At 39.7% G+C, this 16,716-nt stretch carries 17 protein-coding genes; 15 read left to right on the top strand and 2 right to left on the bottom strand.

The genetic code is table 11. The features are described from left to right. Nucleotides 1-9 precede the first annotated feature (9 nt). Together EHQ70_RS02815 and EHQ70_RS02810 are read left to right on the top strand one after the other, a co-directional pair. Nucleotides 10-438, top strand: coding sequence for a hypothetical protein (locus EHQ70_RS02815; RefSeq protein ID WP_135583424.1), 429 nt, complete (start codon nucleotides 10-12; stop codon nucleotides 436-438). Between the two features lie 82 nt (nucleotides 439-520). Then, nucleotides 521-1,969, top strand: a complete 1,449-nt coding sequence (locus EHQ70_RS02810) for an AsmA family protein (protein WP_135583423.1) — start codon at nucleotides 521-523, stop codon at nucleotides 1,967-1,969. Between the two features lie 81 nt (nucleotides 1,970-2,050). Here EHQ70_RS02810 and typA read toward each other — a convergent pair whose 3' ends face one another. Then, nucleotides 2,051-3,859 (bottom strand): translational GTPase TypA, encoded by a 1,809-nt coding sequence (gene typA / locus EHQ70_RS02805; RefSeq protein ID WP_135584311.1) that lies wholly within the window; start codon nucleotides 3,857-3,859, stop codon nucleotides 2,051-2,053. Between the two features lie 118 nt (nucleotides 3,860-3,977). Here typA and rplU point away from each other — a divergent pair, with 118 nt between their 5' ends. The 10 genes from rplU (at nucleotide 3,978) to rsfS (ending at nucleotide 10,843) form a co-directional block, all read left to right on the top strand. Next, on the top strand, nucleotides 3,978-4,286 hold the full coding sequence (rplU, locus tag EHQ70_RS02800) for a 50S ribosomal protein L21 (RefSeq protein WP_002974492.1): 309 nt from the start codon (nucleotides 3,978-3,980) through the stop codon (nucleotides 4,284-4,286). Then, on the top strand, nucleotides 4,287-4,616 hold the full coding sequence (locus tag EHQ70_RS02795; RefSeq protein WP_135583422.1) for a ribosomal-processing cysteine protease Prp: 330 nt from the start codon (nucleotides 4,287-4,289) through the stop codon (nucleotides 4,614-4,616). It abuts the gene before it with no gap. A gap of 3 nt (nucleotides 4,617-4,619) precedes the next feature. Then, nucleotides 4,620-4,877, top strand: a complete 258-nt coding sequence (rpmA, locus tag EHQ70_RS02790; RefSeq protein WP_135569430.1) for a 50S ribosomal protein L27 — start codon at nucleotides 4,620-4,622, stop codon at nucleotides 4,875-4,877. Between the two features lie 76 nt (nucleotides 4,878-4,953). Further along, a complete protein-coding gene (gene obgE, locus EHQ70_RS02785; protein WP_135583421.1) occupies nucleotides 4,954-5,979 on the top strand; it encodes a GTPase ObgE in 1,026 nt (341 codons plus the stop codon). Further along, nucleotides 5,966-6,826: a glutamate 5-kinase gene (proB, locus tag EHQ70_RS02780; protein WP_135583420.1), complete on the top strand. Its 861-nt coding sequence runs from the start codon at nucleotides 5,966-5,968 to the stop codon at nucleotides 6,824-6,826. Before obgE ends, proB begins: the two co-directional genes overlap by 14 nt. 4 nt (nucleotides 6,827-6,830) lie before the next feature. Further along, nucleotides 6,831-8,096 (top strand): glutamate-5-semialdehyde dehydrogenase, encoded by a 1,266-nt coding sequence (locus EHQ70_RS02775; RefSeq protein ID WP_135583419.1) that lies wholly within the window; start codon nucleotides 6,831-6,833, stop codon nucleotides 8,094-8,096. Between the two features lie 2 nt (nucleotides 8,097-8,098). Beyond that, complete coding sequence (locus EHQ70_RS02770; RefSeq protein WP_135583418.1) at nucleotides 8,099-8,707, top strand: nicotinate-nicotinamide nucleotide adenylyltransferase; 609 nt, start codon at nucleotides 8,099-8,101, stop codon at nucleotides 8,705-8,707. Continuing rightward, nucleotides 8,707-9,318, top strand: a complete 612-nt coding sequence (gene yqeK, locus EHQ70_RS02765; protein WP_135583417.1) for a bis(5'-nucleosyl)-tetraphosphatase (symmetrical) YqeK — start codon at nucleotides 8,707-8,709, stop codon at nucleotides 9,316-9,318. The genes EHQ70_RS02770 and yqeK overlap by 1 nt, the downstream gene beginning before the upstream one ends. Beyond that, nucleotides 9,319-10,476 (top strand): LytR C-terminal domain-containing protein, encoded by a 1,158-nt coding sequence (locus tag EHQ70_RS02760; protein ID WP_135583416.1) that lies wholly within the window; start codon nucleotides 9,319-9,321, stop codon nucleotides 10,474-10,476. 1 nt (nucleotide 10,477) lies between these two features. Then, complete coding sequence (rsfS, locus tag EHQ70_RS02755) at nucleotides 10,478-10,843, top strand: ribosome silencing factor (RefSeq protein ID WP_135583415.1); 366 nt, start codon at nucleotides 10,478-10,480, stop codon at nucleotides 10,841-10,843. Here the strand turns inward: rsfS and EHQ70_RS02750 are convergent. After that, entirely contained in the window at nucleotides 10,830-12,899 is a 2,070-nt protein-coding gene (locus EHQ70_RS02750) for a thioredoxin domain-containing protein (RefSeq protein WP_135583414.1), read from the bottom strand. The genes rsfS and EHQ70_RS02750 overlap by 14 nt on opposite strands. Before the next feature lie 241 nt (nucleotides 12,900-13,140). On the opposite strand from EHQ70_RS02750, the gene EHQ70_RS02745 reads away from it, so the two are divergent. From EHQ70_RS02745 to EHQ70_RS02735, 3 genes are all read left to right on the top strand, one after another. Continuing rightward, the gene (locus EHQ70_RS02745; protein ID WP_135584309.1) at nucleotides 13,141-14,700 is read left to right on the top strand and encodes a TolC family protein; all 1,560 of its coding nucleotides are present in this window, start codon (nucleotides 13,141-13,143) and stop codon (nucleotides 14,698-14,700) included. After that, entirely contained in the window at nucleotides 14,697-15,878 is a 1,182-nt protein-coding gene (locus EHQ70_RS02740) for a M20 metallopeptidase family protein (RefSeq protein WP_135583413.1), read from the top strand. The genes EHQ70_RS02745 and EHQ70_RS02740 overlap by 4 nt, the downstream gene beginning before the upstream one ends. Nucleotides 15,879-15,948: 70 nt before the next feature. Further along, nucleotides 15,949-16,707 carry an enoyl-CoA hydratase/isomerase family protein gene (locus tag EHQ70_RS02735; RefSeq protein ID WP_135583412.1) on the top strand — a complete coding sequence of 253 codons (759 nt, stop codon included), beginning with the start codon at nucleotides 15,949-15,951 and terminating at the stop codon, nucleotides 16,705-16,707. Nucleotides 16,708-16,716 lie beyond the last annotated feature (9 nt).

The following is a 16,716-nucleotide window of genomic DNA, read 5'->3' as shown; positions in this document are numbered from 1 at the left end:
GGAATTCCAATGACAAAACCAATGTACAAACAATTTCGATCTCCTCAAGGTTGGTATTCTTTTCTTTTTCCGGCTTCCTGGGAACAAATGGTCGTTGAGGAAATTCCTGCTTTTTTTCATCCAGATGGAGGTGGTGCCTTACAGGTTTATGCTTTCGAATCTAAATTGGAAGATTTTAATGTAGACCAAGAATTGGAGAACTACTTAAAAATCCACGAAATTGACTACGATTCAGAAAACGTGGCTGTTTTTGAAAACAATGAAGGTTCCTCCATTCGTGCCTGCGAATTTCTAAAAGAAGACCGAGTATGGATGGTGTATATGGTTGCCAACCAATCAAGAATGCTTCTTGTTACTTTTAATTCCGATGAAGAAGTAGGAGATGAACTTTTCCAACAGTTAACCAACATTATCAGTTCGGTTAGGTTTTTGGATTAATTTCTTTCCCTTTTTTACTTTACAGAAACAAAATTGAACTTAGTCTCTATTCCACTCATTAGTGCCGAAATTAGGAGACCATATGAAAAAAATAGGTTACGGAATTGGGGCTTTTTTTGCAGCCATTCTGCTCATCGTAATCATCGCGTTAGTTTTTGCTGGGAGTTTCATCACTCCAAGTTTTCTTGTCAAACAAATTGAATCATCCATAAACGTTAGGGCCCATGTAGAATCGGTCAATATCAGTTTGTTCAATGTTCTTTCGGGAATTGAGATCGAAGGAATCATCCTTGCCCCGCGTGATGAAGTGGCAAACAAAGGAACTCCTCTCGATGAAAGAAAAACTAAACCAAAAGGTCTTATCCAGTTGGGGAAAGCAGACGTTAAAATTTCCTTTTTAGCTCTTCTGACAAAAACCTTAAAAGTAAATAAACTTGTCCTGAAAAAACCAGAAATCTCTTTAACCATGAATGAAGATGGTGGTAACAATCTTAGTTCACTTTTCAAAACACCAAAAATTGTCGATGGCGAAAAAAATCCCGCACTTTCCCCAGAAGCGTTAGCGGAAAAAAAAGCTGCCGAGGAAGAAGAAGCAAAAGAAAAAGCAAGTGCACCGCCCTCAGGCCCATTCTCTATCAAAGACATCCCGATTGCTATCAAAATGGGGCTTGTTGGGATTCAAGATGGAACCATCCAAGTGAATATGCGTAAAACGGGCCAACAAATTCAAATTCAAAAACTAGATTTAGAATTAAAAGACATTGATATTGATGGAAGTGATCTTGAGTCGCATAACAGTGTGAATGTAAATTTTGATGCTGATGTTACCATCATTGGTAGAAACAAAAACGAAGCCGCAAAATTTATATTAGAAACAGAAGGAAAGGTAATTCCGTTTGTTGTCAAAACGGGTCTTGTGAATCCAAAAGTCATCTATGAAGTCACAATGAAGGAAGATTCTTTTGTTTCTGGATTTGCTGCGTTTGATGCCATTGCTGGTGAATTACCCGCATTAAACCAAGCTGGTTTAAAACTTGATAAACTAAAAGAAAAAGCAGCACTAAAGAAAGATGTATCCTTTAAGGTTGAGTATAGCAATGGAAAGGTAACTTTTCTCGACGAACCGACTTTCCCAACGAAAAACTACGACTTACAAATTATAAAAGGATCGTATATCATTACCACTACGAACTATCATGAAATGGGAATGGGGATGTTGTATGATGAAGCTGAATCCAAGAAGTCTTTAGCATCTGTGGATGAAAAAATCAAACAAGCTACCAAAGGCCAAGGGGATCCAAAAGCCATTCGTAATAAAATTGTGGGAAACTTAGTCAAAGATGAAAGGCTTTTCATTCCTTTTCGCACTTACGGAGACATTCGTAGTCCGAATGTGGAACTGGGTGTGGGTCTCGGAACCTTAACTGACTTAATTGGTGGAGCTGTCAAAGAAGTGATCAAAGGAAAAGCTGGCGATGCTTTGAAAAAAATTCCAGGAGCTGGAAATGCTCTGAAAGGTTTAGGTTTCTAAACTCTATTAGTACATAAAAAAGGGACTAAAATCTTAGTCCCTTTTTCTATCTGCAGTAGTTGTTAGAATGGATTGATCCGACTAACGCCCACCACTAGATCTTTTTCTCATACTTGCGTCCAAAACTTTTTTACGTAGACGCAAACTTTGTGGAGTGACTTCCAAAAGTTCATCATCATCTAAAAATTCAATGGATTGTTCCAAAGTTAGTTTCTTTGGTGGAACCAAACGAATCGCTTCATCCGATCCAGAAGCACGAACGTTAGTTAGTTTTTTCTCACGAACTGGGTTTACTTCTAAGTCAGAATCACGGCTGTTCATTCCGAGGATCATCCCAGGATAGACAGATACTTGTGGTTCAATGAATAGATCCCCACGTTCCTGAACCTTCCACAATGCATATGCTGTGGATTCTCCAGAGTCCATAGAGATAAGAGCTCCGTTTTTACGACCAGGAATTTCACCTTTGTATTTATCAAATCGTAAGAAACGGCTAGACATTACCCCTTCTCCACGAGTTTCAGAAATAAAATGACCTCTAAATCCAATGATCCCTCTTGTAGGAATGACATATTCCACACGAGTGATACCAGAAGTGTGAGCATCCATTCCCGTTAACTCACCTTTACGGCGGTTTAGTTCCTGGATACAAGCACCAGAGTATTGGTCAGGTAAATCCATCACGAGTGTTTCGTAAGGTTCGATTTTTTCGCCAGCTTCATTGTGTTTGATGATTACTTCTGGGCGAGAAACTTGGAGTTCGTATCCTTCTCTTCTCATGTTTTCAATGAGGATGGATAAGTGGAGTTCCCCACGTCCTAAAATTTTAAAACGATCTTTGTCTTCGGTTTCTTCTAAACGAAGTGCCACGTTAGTTTCAAGTTCTCGGTCTAAACGTTCCCGAAGGTTTCTTGTTGTGACAAACTTTCCTTCTTTACCAGCAAACGGTGAGTTGTTGACCATAAAGAACATGGAAACAGTTGGTTCTTCTACTTGGATCGCAGGGAGTGGAAGTGGATTTCCAAGATCACAAACTGTATCCCCGATGAACACATCTGGAATCCCAGCCATCGCTACGATATCTCCAGAACCTGCTTCATCAATCTCGTAACGAGTGAGTCCTTCATAACCATAAAGTTTTGTGATTTTATAATTAGCAGTAGTTCCGTTTGTTTTTGCGAGTGTTACATCAGCACCCTTTTTCATGGTTCCTTGGTAAATTTTACCAATGGCGATACGACCTACGTATTCGTTGTAATCAAGTGCTGTGACTTGGAATTGGAGGGCTTTATCACTTTCGTTTTTTACGGCAGCCACATGTTCCAAAACTTTATCAAGAAGTGGTTCAATGTTTACACCCGGTACTTCGGAAAGTTGGTTTACCGCCCAACCTTGTTTGGCAGATGCATAGATGATAGGAAAGTCTAGTTGTTCTTCTGTGGCACCAAGATCACTAAATAAATCAAATACTTTGTCTACAGAGTAACCAGGTCTTGCACCTTCACGGTCTACTTTGTTCACAACTACGATCGGTTTATGGCCAAGTTGGAGTGATTTTCCAAGCACAAACCTTGTTTGTGGCATTGGTCCGTCGAAAGCATCGACAAGTAAAAGTGTACAGTCTGTCATGGACAGAACTCGTTCTACTTCTCCTCCGAAGTCAGCGTGACCTGGAGTGTCTACGATATTAATGCGAGTGCCTTTGTATTTTACCGAAGTGTTCTTGGCAAGGATGGTAATCCCTTTTTCCTGTTCCAAAGTGTTGGAATCCATGAGTCTTTCTCGGTCTTCTTTTGCGGTTACGGCGCCCGTATGGCGAAGGATACAATCTGTAAGTGTCGTCTTACCGTGGTCGACGTGTGCGATGATGGCGATGTTGCGAATTTCCATTGTTTTTACCAGAAATTCTAATCCAGTTAGGCTGTAAATGGGGATTTCAGTTTGACAAGAGGTGCCCATCAGAAATCCTGGTAAGAACTACATTCGAGAAAGAGATTAGGATAGTTATATGTTCGCCATCATTGAACTTGGAGCCAAACAATTTAAAGTGTCTCCTGACCAGGTATTCGTCGCAGAAAAAACAGGAAACTCGGTTGGAAGCACAGTAGAAACGAAAGTCCTACTCCTTTCCGATAATAACAAAGTGAACATCGGTTCACCAGCACTTTCCGGTGCAAAAGTGACTTTGAAAGTATTAGAAGACTGCAAAGGTGAAAAAATCCACGGTTTCAAATACAAAAAAAGAAAGAACTACAAGAAGTCTTGGGGACACAGACAACAACTCCAAAAACTCCAAGTAGTATCCATCAACGGATAATTGATTTATAGTAAGATTTTAAAAGATTTAGGAGGGAAAATCGCAGGAATCCAACTGGAAGGACATTCTCCCAAGGACTTAGGTTCGAAAGGTGAAAATCTTTTGTGTGCAGGAGTCTCCACTCTGGTTCAGAGTGCTCACTCTTATTTGGCATCACAAGGCAGTTTGGAATCGGAAGAAAAACGAGATGGATATTTAATGTTTTTAGTCAAAAAGCACCAAAGGGATGGCTACCAAAGTCTACTTTCGATGGTTTCATTTGGATTAAAATCTTTAGAACACTCTCATTCCCAAGCGATTTCCATCCAAGACGAAATAATAAAGGGGTAAACAATGGCTACAAAGAAAGGTGGTGGATCCACAAAGAACGGTCGTGATTCGGTATCGAAGAGACTTGGTGTAAAAGTTTACGGTGGACAACTAGCAATTGCTGGTAACATTATTGTTCGCCAAAGAGGAACTGAATACAAACCCGGAAAAAACGTAGGGATTGGTCGTGACCATACTCTTTACGCACTTGTTGACGGTGTTGTGACTTTCGAACATGTAACTAGAGAAAGACAACAAATCTCCGTTTACCCGAAAGTGTAATCCTCGCATACATTGTGAGGACAAAACCCGTTTTAGGATCTCCCTTGAACGGGTTTTTTTTTGACCAAAGGATTATATGAGCGGATTTATCGACGAAGTACCCATTCAAATTCGAGCCGGACACGGAGGGGCAGGTTCTGTCCATTTCCATAAAGAGAAATTTGTAGAATTTGGTGGCCCAGATGGTGGTGACGGTGGCAAAGGTGGCGATGTGATCTTTGTTGCTGAAGGTCGAATGATGACTTTGGAAAATTACCTTCCGGATCGTATGTATGCAGCCCAAGACGGAGAACCAGGACTTGGCCAGAATCGAAATGGAAAAAATGGTGAGGACCTAGTCCTAAAAGTTCCTGTAGGAACCCAAATCATTGATTCTGTTACCATGGAACTCATCTATGATTTCAATCACGACGGCGAAAGTTTTACCATTGCTACGGGCGGACGTGGTGGAAAAGGAAATACATTTTTCAAAACCTCTGTCCAACAAGCACCTCGTTATAGCCAACCCGGAGAAGATGGTGGTCAGCTTTCTTTATTATTAGAATTAAAATTACTCGCAGATATTGGGATTGTTGGACTTCCTAACGCTGGTAAGTCGACCCTACTCGCAAAAATCACTCATGCTCACCCAAAAATTGCAGGTTATGCCTTTACTACCCTTTCACCTAATCTTGGTGTGGTGCATAGACATGAAGATTTGTTTCGATACACAGTCGCAGACATTCCTGGAATCATTGAAGGGGCTTCTCGGGGTGTAGGCCTTGGGATTAGCTTTCTAAAACACATTGAACGAGTCCAAGGGATTCTTTTTCTTTTTGACGGTGGGAATTTACAGCTCGAAGAAGAATTGGAAATGTTACGTAGTGAACTTGGAAATTATAACGAAGCCCTACTTGCGAAAAAATTCCTAATTGTGATTAATAAAATGGATATTTGGGATGGGGATCCCGAATTCACAGCGGAGATCCAAAAGAACTACTCCCATTTAGGGGAAATCATTTGTATTTCTGCAGATAAGGAGTCGAACCTAGACTACCTACTGGAACGAATTGATAAAGTATTCTTCCCTGAAAAATCGAAGTTAGTTTATGAAAACACGTAAGGAATTTTTAAGTTCAATTCAAAAAGCGAAACTCATTGTCATCAAAATTGGGAGCGCTCGTGTTTCCGGTGAAGAAACAAAAATCAATGATTTTTTATATGATTTAGTCGGTGACATACGAACGCTTCGGGACCAAGGAAAGGAAGTGATTCTCGTTTCCTCTGGAGCCATTGCCCAAGGAAAAAAACTTCTGAACGAAAAGAGTGGAAACGTTCCGAATGGAAAAACCACACTAGCCGAAAAACAAGCGTTTGCTGCTATGGGCCAAAACAAACTCCTGAATCTTTATGAAAGTTTTTTTAGCCGTGTGAATATCCCTATGGCACAAATTCTTTTTGGAAGAAAGGATTTGAATGAAGATAAAAGTTTTACAAACCTAAAACAGACCTTTCGCCAACTTCTGGATTGGGGAATCCTTCCGATAGTCAATGAAAATGATTCCGTTTCCACAGAAGAAATTAACTTAGGCGATAATGATATTCTTTCAGCCATTGTTGCCTCCATTGTAGGAGCGGACCTTCTCCTCATTCTAACAGGTGTCGATGGATTTTTGAAAGAAGATTTCAAAATTGATTTATTCACTGAAATTACAAAAGATACAGAAAGTCTGGCAACAGGACCTTCAGGCCCTGGAACTGGGGGAATGTTTACCAAAATTAATGCCGCTAAACTTTTGTTACCTTACGGAATCAAAACAGGGATTGTGAATGGCGAGAGAAAACATGCGATTTCCCAATTCTTTGAAACGGAAAGTTTTGGAACCTTGATTGCCAACAGTTCCTTCCCACACCGAATTCCTAATGCTTCTGAAATCCAAACCCATTTCTTTTCTTTAACTTCGGAGTAAAATTATGGCAGATGAATTGACAAGTTACGCAAAAGACCTAGCAACCAAGGCCAGATTAGCTAGTAGAGGCTTAAAAGGTTTAACCACTTTAGAAAAAAACTCGGTTCTGAAACGTGTGGAAGAACTTCTTTTGGCAAATGAATCTGCGATCATCGAAAAAAACCAAATTGATATGAAAAATGGCCAGGAGAAAGGTTTATCCTCTTCGATGATGGATCGACTCCTTCTTGATTCCAAACGAATCAAGGGAATGGCAAAAAGCATCGAAGAAATTCGTAACCTTCCTGATCCCGTGGGGGAAGTGGTTCGTGGTACCATCTTACCTAATGGACTCGAACTTCTTACCAAACGAGTGCCCATTGGTGTGGTCATGACCATTTTTGAATCTAGACCGAATGTCATTATCGATATTGCTTCCTTGTCTTTTAAATCAGGAAACGCCTGTATTTTGCGCGGTGGGTCTGAGGCCTTTCATTCCAATTTGATCCTTTCTTCTTTATTCCACAAGGCAATCGAAGAAAAGAATTTACCTGGTGTGACAAAAGATGTAGTCACATTTGTAGAGAATACAAATAGAGAAGCCATGGTTCCCTTTTTCCAATTGGATGATTTGATTGATGTGATTGTTCCTCGCGGTGGTGAAGCTCTCATTCGTTTTGTTTCGGAAAACAGTAAAATCCCAGTCATCAAACATGACAAAGGTGTGACCAATCTTTACCTTTCGAATCAGGCAAATCCTGAGATAGTCCTTCCCATTTTAATCAACTCAAAAGTCCAACGACCTGGGGTTTGTAATGCTTTGGAAAACTTACTCATTCATAAAGACTATCCGAATCTAGGGAAATTATTGGAAGATTTAGAATCTGCGGGAATCCAAATTCTTGGAGATAAATCCATTACCAAAATTTTTCCTTCCGCCAAACCAGCATCAGAGGAAGATTTTTATACAGAATTTTTGGACACAAGACTAAGTGTGAAACTCGTAGGATCTGTTTCAGAAGCCATGGAAAATATTCGAAAATACAGTTCGGGTCATACAGAATGTATTTTGTCCGAAGATGTAACCGAGATCCAAACTTTCCAAAAAGAGTTGGATAGTGCTGCCATTTTTGTAAACTGTTCCACTCGGTTTCATGATGGTGGTGAGTATGGCCTTGGTGCTGAGGTAGGAATTTCTACCGGCAAACTCCATGTGCGTGGACCGATGGGTCTTATCCACCTAACAACAACAACAACTTATGTTACAGGAAGTGGACAAGTCCGGGGCTAAAAATGGAAGTTTTGTTTTTTGGAGGAAGTTTCAATCCGCCCCATTTAGGCCATCGGCATGTGATTGAAACTGTTTCCAAATCCTATCCAAAGGCTCTCCTTTATATTTGCCCCAACTTTGTTTCCCCCTTTAAGGAAGGTGGAAAGGAGTTTCGGTCCAATGAAATTTGGGAACTTTGTCTTACCGAATTTGAAAGTTTCCTTTCAGAGAATGTGATTCTTTGGGATGAGGAAATTAAAAAGCAGAATACAAGTTTTACAATCGATAGTTTACGAACCCTTCGCACTCTCCATCCAAATTCAGAAATTTCCCTCGTGATCGGCGAGGACAATTTAGGTTCTTTTGACAAATGGAAATCCTATTTAGAAATTTTAGATATGATGAAACAAATCATTGTTGTGCGTAGAGTTACACCCTACCCAAAGGAAGTTTTTATCCCTAGTTACATTCCCAAATCAAAGATAAACCTATTAAGAAACCCAGTTTTACCAATCAGTAGTACGGAGATCCGTCATATCTTTCATGGAAATTTAGTGAATGAATTTCTTCTTCCCAAAACCAAAGAACTTCTCCTGAAGTTTTTAAACTCGAGAGAGGGAGGAAAATTTTAATGAAACAAATTCCTAAATCAAATGCCTCTTTTGAGGATTGGATTTTATTTTTTACGGACGAAATTCCAAATCATGTCACGGAAACCCGCCTCCAACATATTTTCCGTGTTGCCGACTATGCAGAGTCACTCGCTAAAATTCATGGGCATCCCAATCCAAAGAAAGCCTATCTCGCGGGACTTTGCCATGACATCACCAAACAGAAAAAACCGGAAATCCATACGGGACTCTTCAATGAATTTTCTTTGGACGTAACGGGAATTCCTTCGCAGGCCCTCCACGCTTTTTCCGCTCCGTTATGGCTTGAGAAAGAATATGGATTTAGTGATCCTGAAATTACAAAGGCTATTTCTTCCCATACCTTAGGAAATAGTTCTCCCAAACTTTTGGACCAAATTCTTTATGCCGCGGATTTTTTAGGATCCGACTATGCTTTCCGGCAACCAGATCTTTCCCAGTGGGTACAGAAAACAGAGGAAAATCTAAATTATGGAGTTTTTATGAAAGCCTTTCAAACCATTTCCTTTCTTATGGAAAAAAAGGAAGTCATCCATCCCTTTACGTTCCAAACGTATAACCAATCTGCAAACTTGATAAAGGAAACCAAATAGATGTTACGCGAAGCTCCTAAAAAACAACCGATCCCTGCAAAAACTCTTTTGATCGCGGCTGGTTCCTTCTTTTTGATTGCCCTTCTTTTTCTGGTTTTTCGTTCGAAAGGGGGATTTTCTTTAGATCAAAAATTGTCTCAAAGCAAACGACTTCCTATCCTTTTCTCTGTTTTAGGTGATAAGGATGAATATCTGTTTTCCCTTTATGCGGAATTTTATCCCAATGAAAAGAAAGCGGCCCTCTTCTTTGTAAATCCCAAAACCAGTTTTGACGATGGAGATAAATCTTTAAAAGAAAGGGGAAGTTCTGCCCCATCGTATGTGGAATCAGTTTTAGAAGACACTTTAGATTCTAATATCCCTTTCAAAATCGTTTGGACCAAAACACAATTCCAGAATTGGATTAACTTACTTGGTGGACTTGGTTTTTTCTTTGAACCAAAATCCCTTCATATAACAAAAAATTATGCTAGGAACAAACAAACTTATATTTTGGACGGAGAAGATGCTTTTGATTGGATGAGTTCTCTTACGGATGAATCTATGATCTCCTACATTCGTAGACTTGAAATCCAAGAAACAGTATTTTTAACAATCCTTGAAGCCATTCATGAAAAAAGAGACTTACTTGGAAAACAAAGAGTTGCATACCTTCACTCGCAGATGACAACCAATCTTTCCACAAAAGAATGGGAAACTCTGATGGATTTTCTCAAAAAAGAAAAAATCCATTTTGGTGTTTCTGAAGTACCGGGGGAACCGATTGGAAGGCCTAAACAAAAAGACGAAATCCTAAGAGCCAATGAAGAAACTGTAAAAGTTGCTTTTCATAAATTTTCCAGTGAACTTAGGTCCCTCTCCTTTAGCGAAGGCGAAAGAGCTCGGATTGAAGTCCTGAATGGAACCCCAAAAAATGGGCTTGCCAGATACGGTAAGGTGCTTCTGAATGATAAGGGTCTGAAAGTTCTCTCTGTTGACAATGCCTGGGATTCTAGTTTTAAATCCAGTATCATCCTAAATCGCTCCGGAAACACACAGTACACAGATATTATCTCCGATACCTTCCAAGGACGAAGAGTTTACTTCGCACTCAGAAAAGATCTGGGGCTAGATGCCACTGTCGTACTCGGGGAAGATTTTCAAAATTCCAAGGACTAAAATGCCGAATATCAGCACCGAGACATTAGAACATCTCAAAAAAATCAAACAGACGTTAATTGACAAAAAATGTGAAAACATTCAGTTTTTGGATCTAAAAGATGTCCATAGTTATTTATCTTTATTTGTACTCGCAACAGTCAAAACAGAAACGCAAGGTCGGTCTTGTGCGAAGGACATTGATAAGTATATGAAACCTTTAAAACTTGCAGTGAAACGTCAAAACCTCGCTGATCTTCCGAAAGATGCCACTGGATGGATCCTTCTAGATTACGGTGAAATTTGTGTACATATCATGACAGACGAAATGAGAACTTATTATTCGTTAGATCGTCTCTGGGGCGATGCCACTCCTATTGTTGTATAAGATTGAGTGTTTCTTCCCAGTTGTCTTTAGGTAATTCACAAGAAAAATTTTGACAAACATAGTATAAAATTCCAGAACCAGCACCTCTTCCCGTAAGGAGTTCCAGTTCTGGAACCAATGCCTTCGCTTTCGATTCCTCTATTACCAACCAAACTAAATTAGGATCTTTTAATCCTGCTAATTTTTTCCGAATGGATCCAACTTCCTCAAGGTCTTTGCCTCTATACACCACTAGAACTTCCTTGGATGGGTATTGGAATTTTTGGAACGCCGAAATCATCGAAGGATAACTGAGTGAATTTTGTGTGAGTTCGGGAAGGAAGTAGGCAAAGATGGAATTTGCTTTTTTTTGCAGATCTATGTTTTTATACCCCAAGGAAAACAAAAGGTGAAACAAATGTAAGATGGTTGAATTTCCAGAAGGTTCTACTCCATCATAACCTTCTATGGTTCTGACAATCAAATCTTCGTTTCCATGATAGGATTCGTAAAATGGCCCCACCTTGGATTCAAAATTGGCAAAAACATAATCCAATGATTTTTTTCCGAATGCATAGGCATCCATATCCTCATCCAACTGGAAGAGTTTCATCGATACCCAAATGAATTCTGTATAATCGGGAAGGGTCCCAAAGTATTTGGCTTCCCCTTCTCGGAATCGTCTTAGGATGGAACCATCCTCACCTACTAGTTGTTTTGTGATAAATTGATAAATCTTTTTGGAATCTTTTAGATATTCCTCGTCTCCAGAAACCTCGTAGGCAGACAAAAGGGCTCGGATCCAAAGGCAATTCCAAGAAGTTAAGACTTTATCATCCCGTAAGGGACGAATCCTTTTTTCACGAACTGTGAGTAACTTCTCTTTTGCTAATTCCAATTGTTTAGAGAATTCCGGTTTCATTTGGATTCCATCGACAAAAGGATTTTTTCCCTTCCAATAAACATTTAAAATGTTATGATGTTCAAAATTTCCTTCCTCGGTCACATTCCAAAATCCTTGGATTTCCTCTGAGGGAACTAGGGAAAAAAATTCTTCTTGGTTCCAAATGTAAAACTTACCTTCCTCCCCTTCAGAATCAGCATCTTCGGCACTCGCAATTCCGCCGGACTCTAAGGTCATATCCCTTCGGATATAAGTTACAATCTCCCGGATCACTTCTAAAAAGAATGGTTCTCCCGTTGCCTTGTACAATAAAGAAAGAGCTCCAACATAGAGAGAGTTGTCATACAACATCTTTTCAAAATGAGGAACAAGCCATTCATGGTCTGTCGCATAACGGCAAATTCCTCCTCCAACTTGGTCGTAAATCCCACCGGACTTCATGGCATAAGCCGTGTTAAAAGCCATCTCCAGGGCTCTTGGGTCTTTTTTCAGTAAGTAGAATTCCGTAAGGAAACTAAGAGCCATACTAGGAGGAAATTTATTCACAGAATTGGTTTTGAATCCAAAAAACTCTTTATCGTACACTTGGAGGTATCGTTCAAAATTTTTCTCAATAATTTCTTTAGCTGGGAGCTTTCCTTCATTGGATCTAGTTTCATTGTCTCGTAAATACTGTGTCAAATCGGAAGCAGCTGTAATCAGTTCCTCTCTTTGGTTCTTCCAAGCCTCTGAAACCAAACGCAAAACCTCTTTGAAACTGCGTTTCCCGTAGCGATTTTCGGGAGGAAAATAAGTTCCTCCGAGAATTGGTTCCTTTGTGGGAGTGAGAAACATATTGAGAGGCCAACCCCCTTGGGTTCCCATGGCGTGCAGGGCGTCCATATAAATTTTATCTATGTCTGGTCGTTCTTCTCTGTCTAACTTGATGCATACGAAATCGCGGTTTAAGACTTCTGCTGTGGAATCATCTTCAAAGGATTCCCGTTCCATCACATGGCACCAGTGACAAGTCGAATATCCAATGGACAAAAGGATGATTTTATCCTCTTTTTGGGCCTTTTCGAAGGCTTCGTTTCCCCAGGGAAACCAATCTACGGGATTGTGTGCATGTTGTAACAGATAAGGACTCTTTTCATGAACCAGACGATTCGGTTTTTTCGACAGATTTGCCACAATGTTCTCCCAGAAACTAACGTTTCTCCAGGTAGGTTTTTACATTTTAGGTTGATTGACAAGATTGATTTTTTCATCTTGTTTTTGTAAGGGGTTTAATAAGTTTCCATTGAACAGTCATAATATTTCTACCCCGTATTTTTTCATAAGTTCTCGAAAGTTGACCAGTTGGTTAATATCTTTTAGTTTGATCACTCTGCCAGTTTTTGCGGAATCAGACTTTGACGAGGACGTGAAACGGATGCAACTTTCCCAGTGGGAAAACGGCAATACCATCCCAGATTCTCTCCAAGAGGGAAATGGTCCCAAAAAACTAAGACTCACTATTTCCCAAGCCATTGAACAAGTCATTGAAAACAATACCATTGTTCAAAATGCCAAATTGGAAATTGTAAAAGCAGATAGTCCTGAATGGAAAAATGAGTCCAAATACTCTTGGAAAGCCTTGGCCAGCATCCAGTCCTCCAAACAACTTTTTCCAAGTAACCGAAACAACATCTTTGCCGGAACAATTCGATCCCAAGATAAAATTTCGGCTGGGATAGAAAAACAGTTCAAAACCGGAACCTATTTCAAAACTGAGATCAGTACCATCCGGTATGATGTGAACGCTTTTGAAGATCCTGCTTCGCAAAGTGGATTTGGAAGTTTGCTCGCGGCTCCACCAATGTATACGGGTGCAGTTTCTGTTACTTTATCCCAAGAATTACTTAAATATGGATTTGGAAGAAACGAAGAAGATAAGGAAAAACTTCTAAAAAACCAAACCCTTCTTGTTCGCGAAAACTATATCAACATCTTAACACAACTTGTGGTAAAGATTCTTGTGGATTATTGGTCCCTTAGCATCGTAGATTCACAAATTGCTACTTACGAAAAAGTTTCTAAAAACACAGAAGAGATTCGTAGATTAACCTTACGCAAAACAGGTCTTGGACTTTCAGAAGGATTTGAAGTCAACCAATGGAACCAGGCGTATCTTAAAACCCAATCTCTTTTAGCAAAATCAAAAGTGGATCGAATTGAAGCCGAAAGAAATTTGATTCGTATTCTGAATGTAGACACAGGATCTTCTATTGAAGGTGTCACTGATCTCAGCGAAACTTTGCCTACAGGGATCAATCTAAAAGCAGACAAAGAGTATGCACTTTCTAGAAGGACTGATTTCCTTATGTTAAAAAGGGAAAGAGAAATTGCAAAACTGGCTTTGAATACAGCTCTTGCTGAAGACGATCCATCACTTCTTGCCAGTTTTACTTATAGTTCCATTGGTCAAAATTTTATTTCTCCTCAAGATAATTTCATCGCACGCCAACGAGGGATCACATCCTTCAATTACCCACAAATTCTTGCTGAGTTAAAAATGTCATATCCTCTTTGGGATTTAGGAATCAAAGCAGGAATTCGTGATGCGGAAACCAATCTCAAAGTAAATGAGATGAAAATCCAAAACTTGGAACAAGAAATTTCTCAAGAAATTGACAATCGTTATGAAGCACTCATAGCAAGCCATGCTCTTTTGAAAGATCTAATCAAAACAAGAAAAGAAACAGAAATTTTTTACAATGGGCTAATGGAACGTTTCCGACAAGGTCGCTATACGGCTGTTAACGTAAAAAATGCCCTAGATAGTTTGGCAAATGTAGAGCTCGCTGTCACGCAGGCTAAGATCAATTTTAATATTAATTTAGTTCGTTATGAGTTGGCAAAAAATTCTCTTTTTGAGAAATATGGACTCGATCTCTATTCCATTTTGGATGAAGTCGAAAAGAGAGCCAAACTAGAAACCGACAAATTATGAAACTCCTTCCTTCACACCGAAAAGAGGAAATGGTTCGCTACAGACGAACCTTTCACCAGTCTCCTGAACTCAAATATGAGGAAAGGGAAACTGCCTCTTTTGTGAAGGCACATTTGGAATCTTTAGGTTTTCAAGTGGAATCAGGAATTGCAGAAACTGGACTTGTCGCACTTTTTGATTCAGGGATTCCTGGAAAAACAATCCTTGTTCGTGCCGATATGGATGCCCTTCCGATCCACGAAGAAAACAACCACGAATACAAAAGCAAAAACCCGGGAAAGATGCATGCTTGTGGCCATGATGGACATACAAGCATCCTTATGGCTCTTTCTTCCGAACTAAAATCAACATTTTCAGAATTTGTTCCAAAAGGTAGGGTTCTTCTTTGTTTCCAACCAGCCGAGGAAGGTGGATCTGGGGCTGACCGAATGATCGCTTCTGGAATTTTGGAAAGATACAAAGTGGACTCTGTTTTCGCCCTCCATGTTTGGAATCATATAGATCTTGGGAAAGTCGGAGTTGTGAACGGAACCATGATGGCTTCCGTGGATGAATTCAAAATCACTGTCAAGGGAACTTCTGGACATGGGGCAATGCCACAACACACGGTGGATCCCATTGTTGTGGGGTCTCATTTAGTCACAGCCTTACAAACCTTAGTTTCGAGAAACGTTGACCCACTTGAACCTTGTGTGGTCACAGTAGGCTCTTTTCATTCAGGAAATGCTTTTAATGTCATCCCCGAAACTGCTACTCTCCATGGAACCGTTCGTACTTACTCTAAATCTGTTTATGAAATGATTCCCAAACGAATGGAATCCCTTGTGAACCAAGTAGCAAGTGGCTTCGGTGCGAAGGTGGACTTCGAATACAATCGGATCGATAAACCAACCATCAACGATCCCGCTATGGCAGATATAGTGAGAACTGCTGCAAAGAATGTTTTAGGGGAAAATTGCCTCACGGAAGAAAATACAAGAACCATGGGTGGGGAAGATTTTTCTGCCTTTCTTATGGAACGTCCTGGATGTTATTTTTTTATCGGATCTAGAAACGAATCCAAAGGTTTTATCCATCCCCACCATAGCTCTTTTTTCGATTTTGATGAAGATGCCCTTCCCATTGGCCTTGTCGTCATGAAAGAAGTCATAAAAACCTATCTTTTAAATTCCCAGTAAACAAAATTAATCTTGCCGATTTTTCCCCCTTCCCCTATTGGTTAGATATCTAACTAATTTAGAGGATTACATGATTTCATTCGAACAAATAGACGGAATCGGTTTTATCCGATTGGGCATTAACGACAAGAACAGTTTTTCTAATGAATCGTTTTTGGAATTAAAGAAAACAATCCAAACTGCAAAGGAATCCAATTCCAAAGTGATCGTGTTAAAAAGTGATTCTCCAGGTACTTTTTCTTTGGGACTTGATCTGACTACTGTCAGCACAATGGATATGTCAAAAGATCTGGCTCCTTTTTTAAATTTATTCTATGAGAACTTAAAAAGTTTGTATACCCTTCCCGTTCCTACCATAGCTGAAATTTCAGGCCATGCTTTGGGCTATGGAGCCATGCTTGCTCTTGTTTGTGATTATCGGTTTGTTACAGAAGACATTCGTTTTGGATTGCCTGAAGTAAAAATTGGAATCCAAGTCCCATCTTTTATTTATGCTCTTTTAGGCGAAGCTGTCGGATACGATGCTGCAAAACGTCACGTATTACTCGGAGATGCTTTCAAAGCAAAAGAAATGCCGAGTTTGTTCGAAGAAATTACAACAACGGAAGATGATTTAAGAAAAAAATCAAAATCTCTCCAAACCAAATTAAAGAAAAATTCTTTGTCCGCAATGAAAGATACAAAATCAGGAATTTTGAATGTACAAAAAGATATATTGGCTTTGATTGAACCAGATATTATAGCTACAATCATTAGCATTCAATCTTCGGATGCACAGGAAGGAATTGCTGCTTCGGTCCAAGTCAGGAGACCTGTTTTTACTTCTTAAAGAGAGAAA

This window comes from Leptospira congkakensis (genome assembly GCF_004770265.1).
Classification (GTDB): Bacteria; Spirochaetota; Leptospiria; order Leptospirales; family Leptospiraceae; genus Leptospira_A; species Leptospira_A congkakensis.
Note: the sequence above shows the minus strand (reverse complement) of the source record. Positions and strands in the feature narration are given on the sequence as shown.